This window comes from Staphylococcus croceilyticus (assembly GCF_002902575.1).
GTDB classification, from domain to species: domain Bacteria; phylum Bacillota; class Bacilli; order Staphylococcales; family Staphylococcaceae; genus Staphylococcus; species Staphylococcus croceilyticus.
This window is the reverse complement of sequence record NZ_PPRD01000033.1, coordinates 36,012-51,782: the sequence shown is the minus strand read 5'-3', so window position 1 is coordinate 51,782 and position 15,771 is coordinate 36,012. Positions and strand designations below refer to the sequence as shown.

Annotated in this window: 26 protein-coding genes; 25 read left to right on the top strand and 1 reads right to left on the bottom strand. The window is 35.7% G+C overall.

Annotated features, from left to right (window positions below; all coding sequences use genetic code 11):
- Positions 1 to 42 precede the first annotated feature (42 nt).
- Together CD128_RS05530 and CD128_RS05525 are read left to right on the top strand one after the other, a co-directional pair.
- On the top strand, positions 43 to 2,178 hold the full coding sequence (locus CD128_RS05530; RefSeq protein WP_103329040.1) for a DNA topoisomerase III: 2,136 nt from the start codon (positions 43 to 45) through the stop codon (positions 2,176 to 2,178).
- Positions 2,179 to 2,290: 112 nt separating this feature from the next.
- Positions 2,291 to 3,625: an NCS2 family permease gene (locus CD128_RS05525; protein WP_103329039.1), complete on the top strand. Its 1,335-nt coding sequence runs from the start codon at positions 2,291 to 2,293 to the stop codon at positions 3,623 to 3,625.
- A 58-nt stretch (positions 3,626 to 3,683) separates the two neighbouring features.
- Here the strand turns inward: CD128_RS05525 and CD128_RS05520 are convergent, their stop codons facing one another.
- Entirely contained in the window at positions 3,684 to 4,079 is a 396-nt protein-coding gene (locus CD128_RS05520) for a hypothetical protein (RefSeq protein WP_103329038.1), read from the bottom strand.
- A gap of 399 nt (positions 4,080 to 4,478) precedes the next feature.
- Here CD128_RS05520 and rpsJ point away from each other — a divergent pair, with 399 nt between their 5' ends.
- The 23 genes from rpsJ (at position 4,479) to CD128_RS05405 (ending at position 15,652) form a co-directional block, all read left to right on the top strand.
- Positions 4,479 to 4,787, top strand: coding sequence for a 30S ribosomal protein S10 (gene rpsJ, locus CD128_RS05515; protein WP_001118667.1), 309 nt, complete (start codon positions 4,479 to 4,481; stop codon positions 4,785 to 4,787).
- Between the two features lie 28 nt (positions 4,788 to 4,815).
- On the top strand, positions 4,816 to 5,478 hold the full coding sequence (gene rplC, locus CD128_RS05510) for a 50S ribosomal protein L3 (RefSeq protein ID WP_103329037.1): 663 nt from the start codon (positions 4,816 to 4,818) through the stop codon (positions 5,476 to 5,478).
- A 26-nt stretch (positions 5,479 to 5,504) separates the two neighbouring features.
- Positions 5,505 to 6,128, top strand: a complete 624-nt coding sequence (rplD, locus tag CD128_RS05505; protein ID WP_103329036.1) for a 50S ribosomal protein L4 — start codon at positions 5,505 to 5,507, stop codon at positions 6,126 to 6,128.
- On the top strand, positions 6,128 to 6,403 hold the full coding sequence (rplW, locus tag CD128_RS05500; protein WP_002448403.1) for a 50S ribosomal protein L23: 276 nt from the start codon (positions 6,128 to 6,130) through the stop codon (positions 6,401 to 6,403). Before rplD ends, rplW begins: the two co-directional genes overlap by 1 nt.
- Before the next feature lie 39 nt (positions 6,404 to 6,442).
- The gene (gene rplB, locus CD128_RS05495; RefSeq protein WP_103329035.1) at positions 6,443 to 7,276 is read left to right on the top strand and encodes a 50S ribosomal protein L2; all 834 of its coding nucleotides are present in this window, start codon (positions 6,443 to 6,445) and stop codon (positions 7,274 to 7,276) included.
- 64 nt (positions 7,277 to 7,340) lie between these two features.
- Positions 7,341 to 7,619: a 30S ribosomal protein S19 gene (rpsS, locus tag CD128_RS05490; RefSeq protein ID WP_001829710.1), complete on the top strand. Its 279-nt coding sequence runs from the start codon at positions 7,341 to 7,343 to the stop codon at positions 7,617 to 7,619.
- A gap of 27 nt (positions 7,620 to 7,646) precedes the next feature.
- The gene (gene rplV, locus CD128_RS05485) at positions 7,647 to 8,000 is read left to right on the top strand and encodes a 50S ribosomal protein L22 (protein WP_103297685.1); all 354 of its coding nucleotides are present in this window, start codon (positions 7,647 to 7,649) and stop codon (positions 7,998 to 8,000) included.
- Positions 8,001 to 8,023: 23 nt separating this feature from the next.
- Positions 8,024 to 8,677: a 30S ribosomal protein S3 gene (rpsC, locus tag CD128_RS05480; protein WP_103297686.1), complete on the top strand. Its 654-nt coding sequence runs from the start codon at positions 8,024 to 8,026 to the stop codon at positions 8,675 to 8,677.
- Between the two features lie 2 nt (positions 8,678 to 8,679).
- Entirely contained in the window at positions 8,680 to 9,114 is a 435-nt protein-coding gene (rplP, locus tag CD128_RS05475) for a 50S ribosomal protein L16 (RefSeq protein WP_103329034.1), read from the top strand.
- The gene (gene rpmC / locus CD128_RS05470) at positions 9,104 to 9,313 is read left to right on the top strand and encodes a 50S ribosomal protein L29 (RefSeq protein ID WP_000644737.1); all 210 of its coding nucleotides are present in this window, start codon (positions 9,104 to 9,106) and stop codon (positions 9,311 to 9,313) included. The genes rplP and rpmC overlap by 11 nt, the downstream gene beginning before the upstream one ends.
- A 26-nt stretch (positions 9,314 to 9,339) precedes the next feature.
- The gene (gene rpsQ, locus CD128_RS05465) at positions 9,340 to 9,603 is read left to right on the top strand and encodes a 30S ribosomal protein S17 (RefSeq protein ID WP_011275131.1); all 264 of its coding nucleotides are present in this window, start codon (positions 9,340 to 9,342) and stop codon (positions 9,601 to 9,603) included.
- A gap of 31 nt (positions 9,604 to 9,634) precedes the next feature.
- Positions 9,635 to 10,003 (top strand): 50S ribosomal protein L14, encoded by a 369-nt coding sequence (gene rplN / locus CD128_RS05460; protein WP_002466492.1) that lies wholly within the window; start codon positions 9,635 to 9,637, stop codon positions 10,001 to 10,003.
- Between the two features lie 35 nt (positions 10,004 to 10,038).
- Positions 10,039 to 10,356, top strand: a complete 318-nt coding sequence (gene rplX / locus CD128_RS05455; RefSeq protein ID WP_002448459.1) for a 50S ribosomal protein L24 — start codon at positions 10,039 to 10,041, stop codon at positions 10,354 to 10,356.
- Between the two features lie 25 nt (positions 10,357 to 10,381).
- Positions 10,382 to 10,921, top strand: coding sequence for a 50S ribosomal protein L5 (gene rplE, locus CD128_RS05450; protein ID WP_103329033.1), 540 nt, complete (start codon positions 10,382 to 10,384; stop codon positions 10,919 to 10,921).
- A 23-nt stretch (positions 10,922 to 10,944) separates the two neighbouring features.
- Entirely contained in the window at positions 10,945 to 11,130 is a 186-nt protein-coding gene (locus tag CD128_RS05445) for a type Z 30S ribosomal protein S14 (RefSeq protein WP_001140799.1), read from the top strand.
- 30 nt (positions 11,131 to 11,160) lie between these two features.
- A complete protein-coding gene (gene rpsH / locus CD128_RS05440) occupies positions 11,161 to 11,559 on the top strand; it encodes a 30S ribosomal protein S8 (RefSeq protein ID WP_002448514.1) in 399 nt (132 codons plus the stop codon).
- A 24-nt stretch (positions 11,560 to 11,583) separates the two neighbouring features.
- Positions 11,584 to 12,120, top strand: coding sequence for a 50S ribosomal protein L6 (rplF, locus tag CD128_RS05435; RefSeq protein WP_103297689.1), 537 nt, complete (start codon positions 11,584 to 11,586; stop codon positions 12,118 to 12,120).
- Between the two features lie 31 nt (positions 12,121 to 12,151).
- Positions 12,152 to 12,514: a 50S ribosomal protein L18 gene (rplR, locus tag CD128_RS05430; protein WP_103297690.1), complete on the top strand. Its 363-nt coding sequence runs from the start codon at positions 12,152 to 12,154 to the stop codon at positions 12,512 to 12,514.
- 20 nt (positions 12,515 to 12,534) lie between these two features.
- The gene (rpsE, locus tag CD128_RS05425) at positions 12,535 to 13,035 is read left to right on the top strand and encodes a 30S ribosomal protein S5 (RefSeq protein WP_103297691.1); all 501 of its coding nucleotides are present in this window, start codon (positions 12,535 to 12,537) and stop codon (positions 13,033 to 13,035) included.
- A gap of 16 nt (positions 13,036 to 13,051) precedes the next feature.
- On the top strand, positions 13,052 to 13,231 hold the full coding sequence (rpmD, locus tag CD128_RS05420; protein ID WP_001096576.1) for a 50S ribosomal protein L30: 180 nt from the start codon (positions 13,052 to 13,054) through the stop codon (positions 13,229 to 13,231).
- 19 nt (positions 13,232 to 13,250) lie between these two features.
- Positions 13,251 to 13,691, top strand: coding sequence for a 50S ribosomal protein L15 (gene rplO, locus CD128_RS05415; protein WP_011275139.1), 441 nt, complete (start codon positions 13,251 to 13,253; stop codon positions 13,689 to 13,691).
- Positions 13,691 to 14,983 (top strand): preprotein translocase subunit SecY, encoded by a 1,293-nt coding sequence (gene secY / locus CD128_RS05410; protein ID WP_103297692.1) that lies wholly within the window; start codon positions 13,691 to 13,693, stop codon positions 14,981 to 14,983. The genes rplO and secY overlap by 1 nt, the downstream gene beginning before the upstream one ends.
- A gap of 18 nt (positions 14,984 to 15,001) precedes the next feature.
- On the top strand, positions 15,002 to 15,652 hold the full coding sequence (locus tag CD128_RS05405) for an adenylate kinase (protein WP_103297693.1): 651 nt from the start codon (positions 15,002 to 15,004) through the stop codon (positions 15,650 to 15,652).
- Positions 15,653 to 15,771: the final 119 nt, after the last annotated feature.

The window sequence follows — 15,771 nt, the reverse complement described above, 5'->3', positions numbered from 1 at the left end:
AAATTTGTCTATAACCAAGCGTTATATTGAAAGGAAAGTTTTATGAAATCACTTATTTTAGCGGAAAAGCCTTCAGTAGCACGTGATATTGCTGAGGCTTTAAACATAAAAGGAAAGCGCAATGGCTTTATTGAAAATGAGCGTTACATTGTTACTTGGGCATTAGGGCATCTTGTGACCAATGCACAACCAGAACATTATGATAAAGCTTATAAAGAATGGAAACTTGAAGATTTACCTATTATTCCAAAGCGCATGCAAACGATTGTAATCGGAAAGACGAGTAAGCAATTTAAAACAGTTAAATCCCTCATTTTACAAAATGAAGTAAAAGACATTATTATCGCGACAGATGCTGGTCGAGAAGGGGAACTTGTCGCACGTCTTATATTGGACAAAGTCAGAAATAAGAAACCAATTAAACGTTTGTGGATTAGTTCGGTGACTAAAAAGGCGATTCAACAAGGATTCAAACATTTAAAAGATGGGAGAGCCTATAATGATTTATATCGCGCTGCATTAGCCCGTAGTGAAGCGGATTGGATTGTCGGTATTAATGCGACACGTGCCTTAACTACGAAATATGATGCTCAATTATCACTAGGTAGGGTACAAACACCAACGATTCAACTTGTGCATTCTCGCCAACAGGATATTAATCATTTTAAACCTCAGAAATACTATACATTGGGCGTGCAAGTTAATGGAATAACTTTCCAATTAAAAACGGATAAGCGCATAGTGAATAGAGATGAAATTGATACGATTGCTGAAAAGGTTAAACATGCACAGGGGCACATTGAGTATGTAGAATCAAAAGTGAAGAAAAGTTATCCTAGACCACTTTATAATTTAACGGATTTACAACAAGAAGCCTATCAACGATTCAAAATGGGGCCTAAAGAGACGTTAAATACCATTCAAAATTTATACGAACGCCATAAAATATTAACGTATCCACGTACGGATTCTAATTATTTATCAGAAGATATGGCGGACACAATTAAGGAACGTCTACAAGCATTATTAGCTACTGACTATAAAGATAATATTCGTCCATTAATTAATAAATCATATTCGCCTAAAATGCGTATCTTTAATAATCAGAAAGTATCGGATCACCACGCTATTATTCCAACAGAAGTCCGTCCAGATATGCAAAATTTGAGTAATAGAGAAGAGAAAGTTTATTTAATGGTAGCAGAAAGATTTTTAGAATCATTGATGATGCCACATGAATATGAAGCGGTTAAAGTGAAGTTAGATGTAAACAACTATACGTTTGAGTTTAATGACAAGGTGACACGTCAACTAGGGTTTAAGGCGCTTAGAAATGATTCCAATCATCAAGTACAGGAACTTCATTTTCAAAAAGGAGAAACGTACAAAATTCAAAATATTAAAGTGAATGAACACGAAACGACGCCACCTGAGTACTTTAATGAAGGTACGTTGCTTAAAGCAATGGAGAATCCTCAGAATTATATTCAGTTAAATAATAAAAAGCATGCGAATACGCTTAAACAAACTGGCGGTATTGGTACAGTTGCGACTAGAGCAGATATTATTGAAAAACTGTTTAATATTAATGCGATTGAATCAAGAGACGGTAAAATCAAAGTAACGTCAAAAGGCAAACAAATATTAGAGTTAGCGCCGCAAGAACTTACTTCACCATTATTAACGGCTGAATGGGAAGAGAAGTTATTGATGATTGAAAAGGGGAAATACAACGCTCAACAATTTATTAATGAAATGAAAGGTTTTACGAAAGATATCGTCAATAAAATTAAAAACAGCGAACAAAAATATAAGCATGACAATTTAACAACGACAGAATGCCCAACATGCGGGAAATTCATGATTAAAGTAAAAACAAAAAATGGTCAGATGCTCGTTTGCCAAGATCCATCATGTAATACGAAGAAGAATGTGCAACGCAAAACCAATGCACGTTGTCCAAATTGTAAAAAGAAAATGACGTTATTCGGCAGAGGGAAAGATGCGGTCTATCGCTGTGTTTGTGGTCATACTGAAACGCAAGCACATATGGATCAACGATTAAAAAATAAAGCGAGCGGTAAAGTTTCTAAAAAAGATATGAAGAAATATATGAATAAAGATGAAACAATCGACAATAATCCGTTTAAAGATGCACTGAAAAATTTAAAACTTTAGATAAAATCGAACTTAAAGCGTTATCTTCTAATAAAAGTTCGTTTTTAGTATTGTGTTTTTCGAAAAGTAATATTAAAATATTAAAGTATTTCAAAAAAAGGAGTTTAAAGCCGTGAAAAAATACTTCCAATTCGACAAGTATGGTACTAACTATAAGAAAGAAATCATCGGTGGTATCACAACTTTCTTATCAATGGCATATATCTTAGCCGTTAACCCACAAGTTTTAAGTTTAGCTGGAGTAAAAGGTATCTCTGCGGATATGAGAATGGACCAAGGTGCAATTTTTGTAGCGACAGCACTAGCCGCTTTCGTTGGTTCATTATTCATGGGTCTTATCGCTAAATATCCAATTGCCTTAGCACCTGGTATGGGACTTAACGCATTCTTCGCTTTTACAGTTGTTTTAACAATGGGTATTCCTTGGCAAATTGGTTTAACTGGGGTGCTTTGTTCAGGAATATTCTTTGCTATCCTTACTGCTACTGGGTGGCGAGAGACAATTATTAATGCTATTCCTTATCAGATGAAAATGGCTGTTTCAGCTGGTATCGGGTTATTCATTACATTTGTAGGTTTACAAAGTGCAGGAATTATTGTGAAAAATGATTCTACTTTAGTAACACTTGGACATTTAACAAAAGGTCCAGTATTATTAGCAATCTTTGGTATCATAGTAACAATTATTCTTTATGCTAAAAAAGTACCGGGTTCAATCTTCATTGGTATGATTATTACTGCAATTACTGGTATGTTAACTGGTTTAATTCATCCACCATCAGGCGTTGTAGGTAAGATTCCAAGTATCACGCCAACATTTGGTGCCGCATTTGAAGCATTTAAAGATCCAAGTCAATTATTTACTATTCAGTTCTTAATTGTTATCTTAACGTTCTTCTTTATTGATTTCTTTGATACTGCAGGAACATTAGTTGCAGTTGCAACACAAGCAGGAATGATGAAAGATAACAAATTACCTAGAGCAGGTAGAGCTTTATTTGCCGATTCATTAGCAACAATTGTAGGTGCTATCTTTGGTACAACAACAACTACATCATATATCGAATCAACTTCAGGTGTAGCTGTAGGCGCACGTACTGGATTTGCTAGTGTTGTTACAGGTTTCTGTTTCTTATTAGCTCTATTCTTTAGTCCATTAATTGAAGTGGTTACTAGTGCTGTAACTACTCCAGCATTAGTAGTGGTTGGTATTTTAATGGCTGCGAACTTTGCGGAAATTAATTGGAAAAAATTTGAAGTAGCTGTACCAGCATTTATTACAATTATTATGATGCCTTTATCATATTCAATTGCGACTGGTATCGCATGTGGATTTGTATTCTATCCTATTACAATGTTAATTACTAAAAAACATAAAGAAGTACATCCAATTATGTATGTATTAATGGTATTATTCATTTTATACTTTGTATTTGTACACGGTTAAAATAAAAGACGAGGTAGCCTTGAAAAGGGCTACCTCGTCTTTTGTCTATTATTAAAAATTATCTACGATGTTCATCTCTGTCTTTATATTGAGTATAGATTACGCGAGCATCTTTATTAGGAAGATAAGTTGGTGCACTTAAAACGATAAATACAAAGAATACCATTAAGAAGAAGAGTACCCAGTGCGTAAACATACCGACAACAGGTATAAACGCAATAAATGAACCAATAAGTCCTATTAAAGGAATAATTGCCATTGGCTTAATAGCATTTTGAGAATCAACAAGTAAAACAATTCCTACTATTAAATATAAGAAAGCATTCAATAAAAGTGGATGCCAACCAAAACTCAAAATGACGCTACCACCTAGAAATGGAATACCATAGAAAAATTCACATGCTAATAAAAAGAAACTTAGAATCGCTAATGTAACTTTAACACCGCTTTTCATTAATCATTCACCTCCATATTATTCATGAGCATGAAATAAATGAGATATATTTGTTATTAAAACATTCATTTATATATAGTGAAATTGACTTCATCTCATTACTTTATATACCCATTATAATGAAATTTAGAAAAAAGGGAAAAAATTTACCCAAAATGGTTGAACTACATAAACATTTCCAGTACAATACTTAAGTATGTGTTAGACAAGAACATAAAAAGTTACAGAAAAACCTTGATTTATCAATGTTTTTCATGTATCATATCTAATGTTGGACTTGAAGAAAGCGATGAAGCGAAAGGTTACTGACACACCCGGCCGCTTTGCCATGGCGTTGTGTGAGATAGTTTTCGTGGAGAAGTCTATCACTTAAATGTAGACGAACAAGGAGGGAAAATTATGGCAAAACAAAAAATCAGAATCAGATTAAAAGCTTATGATCACCGAGTGATTGATCAATCAGCAGAGAAAATTGTTGAAACTGCAAAACGTTCTGGTGCAGATGTTTCTGGACCAATTCCATTACCAACTGAGAAATCAGTTTACACAATCATTCGTGCGGTACACAAGTACAAAGATTCTCGTGAACAATTCGAACAACGTACACACAAACGTTTAATCGATATTGTTAACCCAACACCAAAAACAGTTGATGCTTTAATGGGCTTAAACTTACCATCTGGTGTAGACATCGAAATTAAATTATAATAGATAAATTTTAGGAGGTGGACTTTCGATGACCAAAGGAATCTTAGGAAGAAAAATTGGGATGACTCAAGTATTCGGAGAAAACGGTGAATTAATCCCAGTTACAGTAGTAGAAGCAAGTCAAAACGTAGTATTACAAAAGAAAACTGAAGAAGTTGATGGTTATAACGCTATCCAAGTAGGTTTTGAAGACAAAAAAGCATATAAAAAAGATGCTAAATCAAATAAATATGCTAACAAACCAGCTGAAGGTCACGCTAAAAAAGCAGGCACAGCACCTAAGCGCTTCATTCGTGAATTCAGAAACGTTAACGTTGATGAATACGAAGTAGGTCAAGAAGTCACAGTTGATACTTTTGAAGCTGGAGACATCATTGATGTAACAGGTACTTCAAAAGGTAAAGGTTTCCAAGGTGCAATTAAACGTCATGGCCAAGCACGTGGACCAATGGCTCACGGTTCTCATTTCCACAGAGCGCCAGGTTCAGTAGGTATGGCTTCAGATGCTTCAAGAGTATTCAAAGGCCAAAAAATGCCTGGACGTATGGGTGGTAACACAGTTACAGTTCAAAACTTAGAAGTTGTTCAAATTGACACTGATAACAATGTTATTTTAGTAAAAGGTAATGTACCTGGACCTAAAAAAGGTTTCGTAGAAATCCAAACTTCAATTAAAAAAGGTAATAAATAATAAGTAGCGAAAGGAGGAAAAGCATAATGGCTAATTATGATGTATTAAAAGTAGACGGATCTAAATCAGGTTCAGTTGAATTAAGCGATTCAGTATTCGCTATCGAACCAAACAACAGTGTTCTTTTCGAAGCAATTAATTTACAACGTGCTTCATTACGTCAAGGAACTCACGCAGTTAAAAACCGTTCAGCAGTACGCGGCGGTGGACGTAAACCATGGAGACAAAAAGGTACAGGACGTGCGCGTCAAGGTACAATTCGTGCTCCACAATGGCGTGGTGGTGGTATCGTATTCGGACCAACACCAAGAAGTTACGCATACAAAATGCCTAAGAAAATGCGTCGTTTAGCATTACGTTCAGCATTATCATTCAAAGTTCAAGAAAACAACTTTACAATTGTTGATACTTTTGGTTTTGATGCTCCAAAAACAAAAGAATTCAAAAATGTATTAACTACACTTGAACAACCTAAAAAAGTTTTAGTTGTTACTGAAAATGATGACGTAAATGTTGAATTATCTGCACGTAACATCCCTGGTGTACAAGTAAGCACTGCACAAGGTTTAAACGTATTAGATATTACTAGCGCTGATAGTGTTATTATCACTGAATCAGCTGCGAAAAAAGTTGAGGAGGTGCTCGGATAATGGAAGCAAGAGATGTTCTTAAGCGCCCCGTAATCACTGAAAAATCTTCTGAAGCTATGGCTGAAGACAAATATACTTTTGACGTAGATACTCGTGCTAACAAAACACAAGTTAAAATTGCAGTTGAAGAAATTTTCGACGTAAAAGTTGAAAGTGTTAACATCATCAACTACAAACCTAAGAAAAAACGTATGGGCCGTTACCAAGGCTATACAAATAAAAGAAGAAAAGCGATTGTTAAACTAAAAGAAGGTTCAATCGATTTATTCAACTAAAAAATAAAATAAATGTTACCATTAAGGAGGTAAGCGACAATGGCTCTTAAAAAATATAAGCCAATAACAAATGGTCGTCGTAATATGACTAGCTTAGATTTCGCAGAAATTACGAAATCAACACCTGAAAAGTCATTATTACAACCGCTACCGAAAAGAGCGGGCCGTAACAACCAAGGTAAATTGACTGTTCGCCATCATGGTGGAGGACACAAACGTCAATACCGTGTTATCGATTTTAAACGTAATAAAGATGGAATCACTGCAAAAGTTGATTCAATTCAATATGATCCAAACCGTTCAGCAAACATTGCATTATTAGTATATGCAGATGGTGAAAAACGCTACATCATCGCTCCTAAAGGATTACAAGTAGGCCAAACAGTTGAAAGTGGTGAAAATGCAGATATCAAAGTTGGTAATGCATTACCATTACATTACATTCCAGTTGGTACTGTAATTCACAATATCGAATTAAAACCTGGTAAAGGTGGACAACTTGCTCGTTCAGCAGGTGCAAGTTCACAAGTACTTGGTAAAGAAGGTAAATACGTATTAATCAGATTACGTTCTGGTGAAGTTCGTATGATCTTATCAACATGCCGTGCTACAATCGGTCAAGTTGGTAACTTACAACACGAACTAGTTAACGTTGGTAAAGCCGGACGTTCTAGATGGAAAGGTATCCGTCCAACAGTTCGTGGTTCTGTAATGAACCCTAACGATCACCCACACGGTGGTGGTGAAGGTCGTGCTCCTATCGGTAGACCATCTCCAATGTCACCATGGGGTAAACCAACGCTTGGTAAGAAAACTCGTCGTGGTAAAAAATCATCAGACAAACTTATCGTTCGTGGACGTAAGAAAAAATAATAACAACTTATTTGGGTGTGCGGCGTAACAGCTGCACGCACACAATAAGAAGGGAGGCGCCCAAATGGCTCGTAGTATTAAAAAAGGACCTTTCGTCGATGATCATTTAATGAAAAAAGTAGAAGCTCAAGACGGAAGTGAAAAGAAACAAGTAATCAAAACATGGTCACGTCGTTCTACAATTTTCCCAAATTTCATCGGTCATACTTTTGCAGTATACGATGGTCGTAAACATGTACCTGTATATGTAACTGAGGATATGGTAGGTCACAAATTAGGTGAATTTGCTCCAACTCGTACATTCAAAGGACATGCTGCAGACGATAAAAAAACTAGAAGATAATAAATAGAAGTAGAGGAGGAAATCCTAATGGAAGCAAAAGCGGTTGCTAGAACAATCAGAATCGCACCTCGTAAAGTAAGATTAGTTCTTGACTTAATTAGAGGTAAAAGCGCTGGAGAAGCTATTGCAATTTTAAAATTAACTAACAAAGCTTCATCACCAGTAATCGAAAAAGTATTAATGTCCGCTTTAGCAAATGCTGAACACAACTATGACATGAACACTGATGAGTTAGTTGTTAAAGAAGCATATGCAAACGAAGGACCAACTTTAAAACGTTTCCGTCCACGTGCACAAGGTCGTGCAAGTGCAATTAACAAACGTACAAGCCACATTACAATCGTCGTAAGTGACGGTAAAGAAGAAGCTAAAGAAGCTTAATAATTATTTAAGGAGGGAATACTGTGGGTCAAAAAATTAATCCTATCGGACTTCGTGTCGGAGTCATTCGTGACTGGGAAGCTAAATGGTACGCTGAAAAAGACTTCGCTTCACTTTTACACGAAGATTTAAGAATCCGTAAATTTATTGATAACGAATTAAAAGAAGCATCAGTTTCTCACGTTGAAATCGAACGTGCTGCTAACCGTATTAACATTGCTATTCACACTGGTAAACCAGGTATGGTAATTGGTAAAGGCGGTTCTGAAATTGAAAAACTTCGTAACAAATTAAACACATTAACTGATAAAAAAGTACACATCAACGTTATCGAAATCAAAAAAGTTGATATCGATGCTCGTTTAGTTGCTGAGAATATCGCACGTCAATTAGAAAACCGTGCTTCATTCCGTCGTGTACAAAAACAAGCTATTTCAAGAGCTATGAAACTTGGTGCTAAAGGTATCAAAACTCAAGTATCAGGTCGTTTAGGCGGAGCTGACATCGCTCGTGCTGAACAATATTCAGAAGGAACTGTTCCACTTCATACTTTACGTGCTGACATTGATTACGCACATGCTGAAGCTGACACTACTTACGGTAAATTAGGTGTTAAAGTATGGATCTATCGTGGTGAAGTTCTTCCTACTAAGAATACTAGTGAAGGAGGAAAATAATAATGTTACTACCAAAACGTGTTAAATATCGTCGTCAACATCGTCCAAAAACAACTGGTCGTTCTAAAGGCGGTAACTTTGTAACATTTGGTGAGTTTGGTTTACAAGCAACTACAACTTCTTGGATCACATCTCGTCAAATCGAATCTGCTCGTATTGCTATGACACGTTATATGAAACGTGGCGGGAAAGTTTGGATTAAAATCTTTCCTCATACACCATATACTAAAAAACCTTTAGAAGTACGTATGGGTGCCGGTAAAGGTGCTGTTGAAGGCTGGATCGCAGTTGTGAAACCAGGTAGAATCTTATTTGAAGTTGCGGGTGTATCTGAAGAAGTCGCTCGTGAAGCATTACGTTTAGCAAGTCACAAACTTCCTGTAAAAACTAAGTTTGTAAAACGTGAAGAATTGGGTGGTGAAACAAATGAAAGCTAAGGAAATTAGAGACTTAACCACTTCAGAAATCGAAGAACAAATCAAATCTTCAAAAGAAGAGCTTTTTAACCTACGCTTTCAGTTAGCTACAGGTCAATTAGAGGAAACTGCACGTATTCGTACAGTTAGAAAAACGATTGCACGTCTAAAAACTGTTGCTCGTGAAAGAGAAATCGAACAAAGTAAAGCTAATCAATAATTTATATGAAAGAGGAGGTTACAAAAGTGAGTGAAAGAAACGATCGTAAAGTTTATGTAGGTAAAGTTGTTTCAGATAAAATGGACAAAACTATTACTGTACTTGTTGAAACTTACAAAACACACAAATTATACGGCAAACGAGTAAAATACTCTAAAAAATATAAAACTCATGATGAAAACAACTCAGCTAAATTAGGGGACATTGTTAAAATTCAAGAAACTCGTCCTTTATCAGCTTCTAAACGTTTCCGTTTAGTAGAAATTGTTGAAGAATCAGTAATTATTTAATTCAAGATTAGAGATAAGGGAGGTTTAACTAATGATCCAACAAGAAACACGTTTAAAAGTAGCAGACAACTCTGGTGCTCGTGAAGTTCTTACAATTAAAGTATTAGGTGGATCTGGTCGCAAAACAGCGAACATCGGCGATGTTATCGTATGTACTGTTAAAAATGCAACACCAGGTGGCGTTGTTAAAAAAGGTGACGTAGTCAAAGCTGTTGTAGTTAGAACTAAATCAGGCGTACGTCGTAATGATGGTTCTTATATCAAATTTGATGAAAATGCATGTGTTATCATTCGTGATGACAAAGGCCCACGTGGTACTCGTATCTTTGGTCCTGTTGCTCGTGAATTACGTGAAGGTAACTTCATGAAAATCGTATCATTAGCACCAGAAGTACTTTAATATATATAAACCAAATCATTTAAGGAGGTGCCCACATGCATATCAAAAAAGGTGACAACGTAAAAGTTATCGCAGGTAAAGACAAAGGTAAAGAAGGTAAAGTAATCGCTACTGAACCTAAAAAAGACCGTGTCGTTGTGGAAGGTGTTAACGTTATTAAAAAACACCAAAAACCAACTCAATTAAATCCTGAAGGTGGAATCTTAGAAACAGAGGCAGCTATCCATGTTTCTAACGTACAATTATTAGACCCTAAAACAAATGAACCTACACGTGTTGGTTACAAATTTGTAGATGGTAAAAAAGTTCGTATCGCTAAAAAATCAGGCGAAGAAATCAAATCTAATAATTAATAACTAGTTGAAAGGAGGATCCACTTTGAACCGTTTAAAAGAAAGATACAATACTGAAGTTACTGAAAACTTAGTAAAAAAATTCAACTATAGTTCTGTAATGGAAGTACCAAAAATCGAAAAAATCGTTGTAAATATGGGTGTAGGTGATGCAGTTCAAAACTCTAAAGTATTAGATAATGCTGTTGAAGAGTTAGAATTAATCACTGGTCAAAAACCATTAATCACAAAAGCTAAAAAATCAGTTGCAACATTCCGTTTACGTGAAGGTATGCCAATCGGTGCAAAAGTTACTCTTCGCGGAGAAAGAATGTATGAATTCTTAGATAAATTAATCGCAGTTTCATTACCTCGTGTACGTGACTTCCAAGGTGTTTCTAAAACAGCATTCGATGGTCGCGGTAACTACACTTTAGGAGTTAAAGAACAATTAATTTTCCCAGAAATCGATTATGATAAAGTAAGTAAAGTAAGAGGAATGGATATTGTTATCGTAACAACTGCTAACACTGACGAGGAAGCTCGTGAATTGTTAACAAACTTCGGTATGCCATTTCGTAAATAATCTCTAAAAAGGAGGCTAATTAAGTGGCTAAAACTTCTATGGTTGCTAAGCAACAGAAAAAACAAAAATATGCAGTACGTGAATATACTCGTTGTGAACGTTGTGGTCGTCCACATTCTGTATATCGTAAATTCAAATTATGCCGTATTTGTTTCCGTGAATTAGCTTACAAAGGCCAAATTCCTGGCGTACGTAAAGCTAGCTGGTAATATAAAGAGTCTGAAAGGAGGCAACAATCAATGACAATGACAGATCCAATCGCAGATATGCTTACTCGTGTAAGAAACGCAAACATGGTGCGTCACGAGAAATTAGAATTACCTGCGTCTAACATTAAAAAACAAATTGCTGAAATCTTAAAAAATGAAGGTTTCATTAAAAACGTAGAATATGTTGAAGATGATAAACAAGGTGTTATTCGTTTATTCTTAAAATATGGTCAAAACAATGAACGTGTTATCACAGGATTAAAACGTATCTCTAAACCAGGTTTACGTGTTTATGCTAAAGCTAACGAAGTACCTAAAGTATTAAACGGTTTAGGTATTGCATTAGTTTCAACTTCTGAAGGTGTTATCACTGATAAAGAAGCTAGAAAACGTAATGTTGGTGGAGAAATTATCGCATACGTTTGGTAATAATAAATAAGGAGGTGCCATAACATGAGTCGTGTTGGTAAGAAAATTATTGACATTCCTAGCGACGTTACAGTAACTTTTGATGGTCATACAGCTACTGTAAAAGGTCCAAAAGGTGAATTAACTAGAACATTTAATGAAAGAATGACTTTCAAACAAGAAGAAAACACATTAGAAGTTGTAAGACCTACTGATTCTAAAGAAGACAGAACAGTTCACGGTACAACTCGTGCTTTATTAAACAATATGGTACAAGGTGTTTCTCAAGGTTTTGAAAAAACACTTGAACTTGTTGGTGTAGGTTACCGTGCTCAAATGCAAGGTAATGACTTAGTATTAAACGTTGGTTACTCTCATCCTGTTGAAATTAAAGCTGAAAATGGCATTACTTTCGCAGTAGAGAAAAACACAACAGTACGCGTATCTGGTGTATCTAAAGAACAAGTTGGAGCTATCGCTTCTAACATCCGTTCAGTAAGACCTCCAGAACCTTACAAAGGAAAAGGTATCCGTTACCAAGGTGAATATGTTCGCCGTAAAGAAGGTAAAACTGGTAAATAATAGATAACTCTCTCAAGAAAGGAGTAATAATATGATCAGTAAAATTGATAAAAACAAAGTGCGTTTGAAAAGACATGCTCGTGTGCGTACTAAATTATCAGGTACAGCTGAAAAACCACGTTTAAATGTATATCGTTCAAACAAACACATTTATGCTCAAATCATTGATGACGTTAATGGTCAAACATTAGCTCAAGCTTCATCAAAAGATAAAGACATTGCTAACGAATCTTCTTCAAAAGTTGATTTATCAACTAAAGTAGGAGAAGCAATTGCTAAAAAAGCATCTGACAAAGGTATTAAAGAAATCGTGTTTGATCGTGGCGGTTACTTATACCATGGTCGTGTGAAAGCATTAGCTGAAGCTGCTAGAGAAAGCGGATTAGAATTTTAATTTAAAGGAGGGACAAACACATGGCTCGTAGAGAAGAAGAAACGAAAGAATTTGAAGAGCGCGTTGTTACAATCAACCGTGTTGCTAAAGTTGTTAAAGGTGGACGTCGTTTCCGTTTCACTGCATTAGTAGTAGTTGGAGATAAAAATGGTCGTGTAGGTTTCGGTACTGGTAAAGCACAAGAGGTACCAGAAGCTATCAAAAAAGCTGTAGAAGCAGCTAAAAAAGATTTAGTAGTCGTTCCACGTGTTGAAGGAACAACTCCACACATTATCACTGGTCGTTATGGTTCTGGTAGCGTATTTATGAAACCAGCTGCACCTGGTACAGGAGTTATCGCTGGTGGTCCAGTACGTGCCGTATTAGAATTAGCAGGTATCACTGATATCTTAAGTAAATCATTAGGATCTAACACACCAATTAACATGGTTCGTGCTACAATCAATGGTTTACAAAACCTTAAAAACGCTGAAGATGTTGCTAAATTACGCGGCAAATCAGTTGAAGAATTATATAATTAAGGAGGGAAAATAAATAATGGCTAAATTACAAATTACCCTCACTCGTAGTGTTATTGGTCGTCCTGAAACACAACGTAAAACTGTTGAAGCTTTAGGTCTTAAAAAGACTAATAGCTCAGTAGTTGTTGAAGATAACCCTGCAATCCGTGGGCAAATCAACAAAGTTAAACACTTATTAACAGTTGAAGAAAAATAATTAAGGAGGTGCCTATAAAATGAAATTACATGAGTTAAAAGCAGCTGAAGGTTCACGTCGTGTACGTAACCGTGTTGGTCGTGGTGCTGGTTCAGGTAATGGTAAAACTAGTGGTCGCGGTCAAAAAGGTCAAAAAGCACGTTCAGGTGGTGGCGTAAGACCTGGATTCGAAGGTGGTCAATTACCTTTATTCCGTCGTTTACCAAAACGAGGTTTCACTAACATCAACCGTAAAGAATATGCTATTGTTAACTTAGACCAACTTAATAAATTTGAAGATGGTACTGAAGTAACTCCAGCTTTATTAGTAGAAACTGGTGTAGTTAAGAATGAAAAATCTGGTATTAAAGTACTAGGTAATGGTTCACTTGACAAAAAGTTAACAGTGAAAGCTCACAAATTCTCAGCTTCAGCAGTTGAAGCTATCGATGCTAAAGGTGGAGCACACGAGGTGATCTAATGTTCCAAACGCTAGTGAGCTTCTTTAAAACTAAAGAAGTTCGAAATAAGATTTTCTTTACCTTAGCTATGTTAGTTATATTCAAAATAGGAACTTATATTCCGGCTCCTGGTGTAAATCCAGAGCCTTTTGAACAACAAGGTTCTGATCAAGGTGTCGCTGCTCTTCTTAACACGTTTGGTGGCGGAGCCTTAAAGAACTTTTCTATATTTGCTATGGGTATTATGCCCTACATCACTGCATCTATCGTAATGCAATTATTACAAATGGATATTGTGCCTAAGTTCACTGAATGGGCTAAACAAGGTGAAGTAGGTAAAAGAAAACTTAGCAATGTAACACGTTATTTCGCTATCATATTGGCTTTTATTCAGTCAATTGGTATGGCATTCCAATTTAATAACTACCTTGGCGGTCGATTAATTGTACATCAATCAGTCATGAGTTATTTATTGATTGCTATTGTATTAACAGCAGGAACTGCATTTTTAATTTGGCTTGGTGACCAAATCACTCAATTTGGTGTTGGTAATGGTATTTCAATCATTATCTTCGCTGGTATCTTGTCAACACTACCATCATCAATTATCCAATTTGCACAACAGGCATTTGTTGGTAATGATGATACTACGTTGGCATGGTTAAAAGTAATTGGGTTAATTGTCGGTTTAATTTTGCTAACAATGGGAGCTATTTACGTATTAGAAGCGAAACGTAAAATTCCGATTCAATACGCAAAAAAACAAACAGGTCAAAGATTAGGTTCACAGGCAACTTATCTACCTTTAAAAGTTAACTCAGCAGGGGTTATCCCAGTAATCTTTGCGATGGCATTTTTCCTATTGCCAAGAACATTAACATTGTTCTTCCCTAAAGCTGACTGGGCGCAAACTATATCTGAATATGCTAACCCTTCAAACACTTACGGCATGATAGTTTATGTAATTTTAATTATTGCATTTACGTATTTCTATGCCTTTGTTCAAGTTAATCCTGAAAAAATGGCAGATAACTTGAAGAAACAAGGTAGCTATGTACCAGGAATTAGACCTGGTGACCAAACAAAAAAATATATTACTAAAGTACTTTATCGCTTAACTTTTGTAGGCTCTATTTTCTTAGCTGTTATTGCTATATTACCAATCTTAGCTACTAAGTTTATGAACTTACCTCAATCAATTCAAATTGGTGGTACAAGTTTATTAATCGTTATTGGTGTAGCAATTGAAACTATGAAATCACTTGAAGCTCAAGTGAGTCAGAAAGAATATAAAGGCTTTGGTGGTAGATAATTTGTAGGAGGGCAATTTATGAATATCATTTTAATGGGTTTACCTGGCGCAGGTAAAGGAACTCAAGCGAGTGAAATTGTTAAGAAATTCCCAATACCACATATATCTACTGGTGACATGTTCAGAAAAGCGATTAAAGATGAAACAGATTTAGGAAAAGAAGCTAAATCTTACATGGATCGTGGAGAATTAGTCCCTGATGAAGTTACTGTAGGTATCGTTAAAGAAAGAATCTCTGAAGACGATGCAAAAAAAGGATTCTTATTAGATGGTTTCCCTAGAACAATCGATCAAGCTGAGGCATTAAATAATATTATGTCTGAGCTTGGTAGAAACATTGATGCTGTAATTAACATCGAAGTTCCTGAGGAAGAATTAATGAATCGTCTTACAGGTCGTCGCATCTGTGAGAAATGTGGTACAACTTATCATCTTGTATTTAATCCTCCAAAGGTTGATGGTGTATGTGATATCGATGGTGGAAAGCTTTATCAACGTGAAGATGATAATCCAGAAACAGTATCTAATCGCTTAAGCGTGAATGTTAAACAATCTAAACCTATCTTAGAGTACTACGAAGATAAAGGTGTATTGAATAACATTGACGGTGCGAAAGATATTGATCAAGTAACCAAAGATGTCATTGATATCTTAGATCAATTGAAATAGATCAACTTAGTACGGTCTATGTGTAAGTGAATTTTGATTAGGTTTCTATGGCAAGAATTAATTTTCTGAGTGTCGAAAGACGATAATAATTCCCGCATTTTGTTAAACTTATAATAACT

Bases quoted from the DNA above. Each gene is read 5' to 3' on its own strand.
- CD128_RS05530 (WP_103329040.1), top strand. From the start codon at position 43: ATGAAATCACTTATTTTAGCGGAAAAGCCTTCAGTAGCACGTGATATT.
- CD128_RS05520 (WP_103329038.1), bottom strand. From the start codon at position 4,079: ATGAAAAGCGGTGTTAAAGTTACATTAGCGATTCTAAGTTTCTTTTTA.
- rpsJ (WP_001118667.1), top strand. From the start codon at position 4,479: ATGGCAAAACAAAAAATCAGAATCAGATTAAAAGCTTATGATCACCGA.
- rplC (WP_103329037.1), top strand. From the start codon at position 4,816: ATGACCAAAGGAATCTTAGGAAGAAAAATTGGGATGACTCAAGTATTC.
- rplD (WP_103329036.1), top strand. From the start codon at position 5,505: ATGGCTAATTATGATGTATTAAAAGTAGACGGATCTAAATCAGGTTCA.
- rplW (WP_002448403.1), top strand. From the start codon at position 6,128: ATGGAAGCAAGAGATGTTCTTAAGCGCCCCGTAATCACTGAAAAATCT.
- rplB (WP_103329035.1), top strand. From the start codon at position 6,443: ATGGCTCTTAAAAAATATAAGCCAATAACAAATGGTCGTCGTAATATG.
- rpsS (WP_001829710.1), top strand. From the start codon at position 7,341: ATGGCTCGTAGTATTAAAAAAGGACCTTTCGTCGATGATCATTTAATG.
- rplV (WP_103297685.1), top strand. From the start codon at position 7,647: ATGGAAGCAAAAGCGGTTGCTAGAACAATCAGAATCGCACCTCGTAAA.
- rplP (WP_103329034.1), top strand. From the start codon at position 8,680: ATGTTACTACCAAAACGTGTTAAATATCGTCGTCAACATCGTCCAAAA.
- rpmC (WP_000644737.1), top strand. From the start codon at position 9,104: ATGAAAGCTAAGGAAATTAGAGACTTAACCACTTCAGAAATCGAAGAA.
- rplN (WP_002466492.1), top strand. From the start codon at position 9,635: ATGATCCAACAAGAAACACGTTTAAAAGTAGCAGACAACTCTGGTGCT.
- rplX (WP_002448459.1), top strand. From the start codon at position 10,039: ATGCATATCAAAAAAGGTGACAACGTAAAAGTTATCGCAGGTAAAGAC.
- rpsH (WP_002448514.1), top strand. From the start codon at position 11,161: ATGACAATGACAGATCCAATCGCAGATATGCTTACTCGTGTAAGAAAC.
- rplF (WP_103297689.1), top strand. From the start codon at position 11,584: ATGAGTCGTGTTGGTAAGAAAATTATTGACATTCCTAGCGACGTTACA.
- rplR (WP_103297690.1), top strand. From the start codon at position 12,152: ATGATCAGTAAAATTGATAAAAACAAAGTGCGTTTGAAAAGACATGCT.
- rpsE (WP_103297691.1), top strand. From the start codon at position 12,535: ATGGCTCGTAGAGAAGAAGAAACGAAAGAATTTGAAGAGCGCGTTGTT.
- rpmD (WP_001096576.1), top strand. From the start codon at position 13,052: ATGGCTAAATTACAAATTACCCTCACTCGTAGTGTTATTGGTCGTCCT.
- rplO (WP_011275139.1), top strand. From the start codon at position 13,251: ATGAAATTACATGAGTTAAAAGCAGCTGAAGGTTCACGTCGTGTACGT.
- secY (WP_103297692.1), top strand. From the start codon at position 13,691: ATGTTCCAAACGCTAGTGAGCTTCTTTAAAACTAAAGAAGTTCGAAAT.
- CD128_RS05405 (WP_103297693.1), top strand. From the start codon at position 15,002: ATGAATATCATTTTAATGGGTTTACCTGGCGCAGGTAAAGGAACTCAA.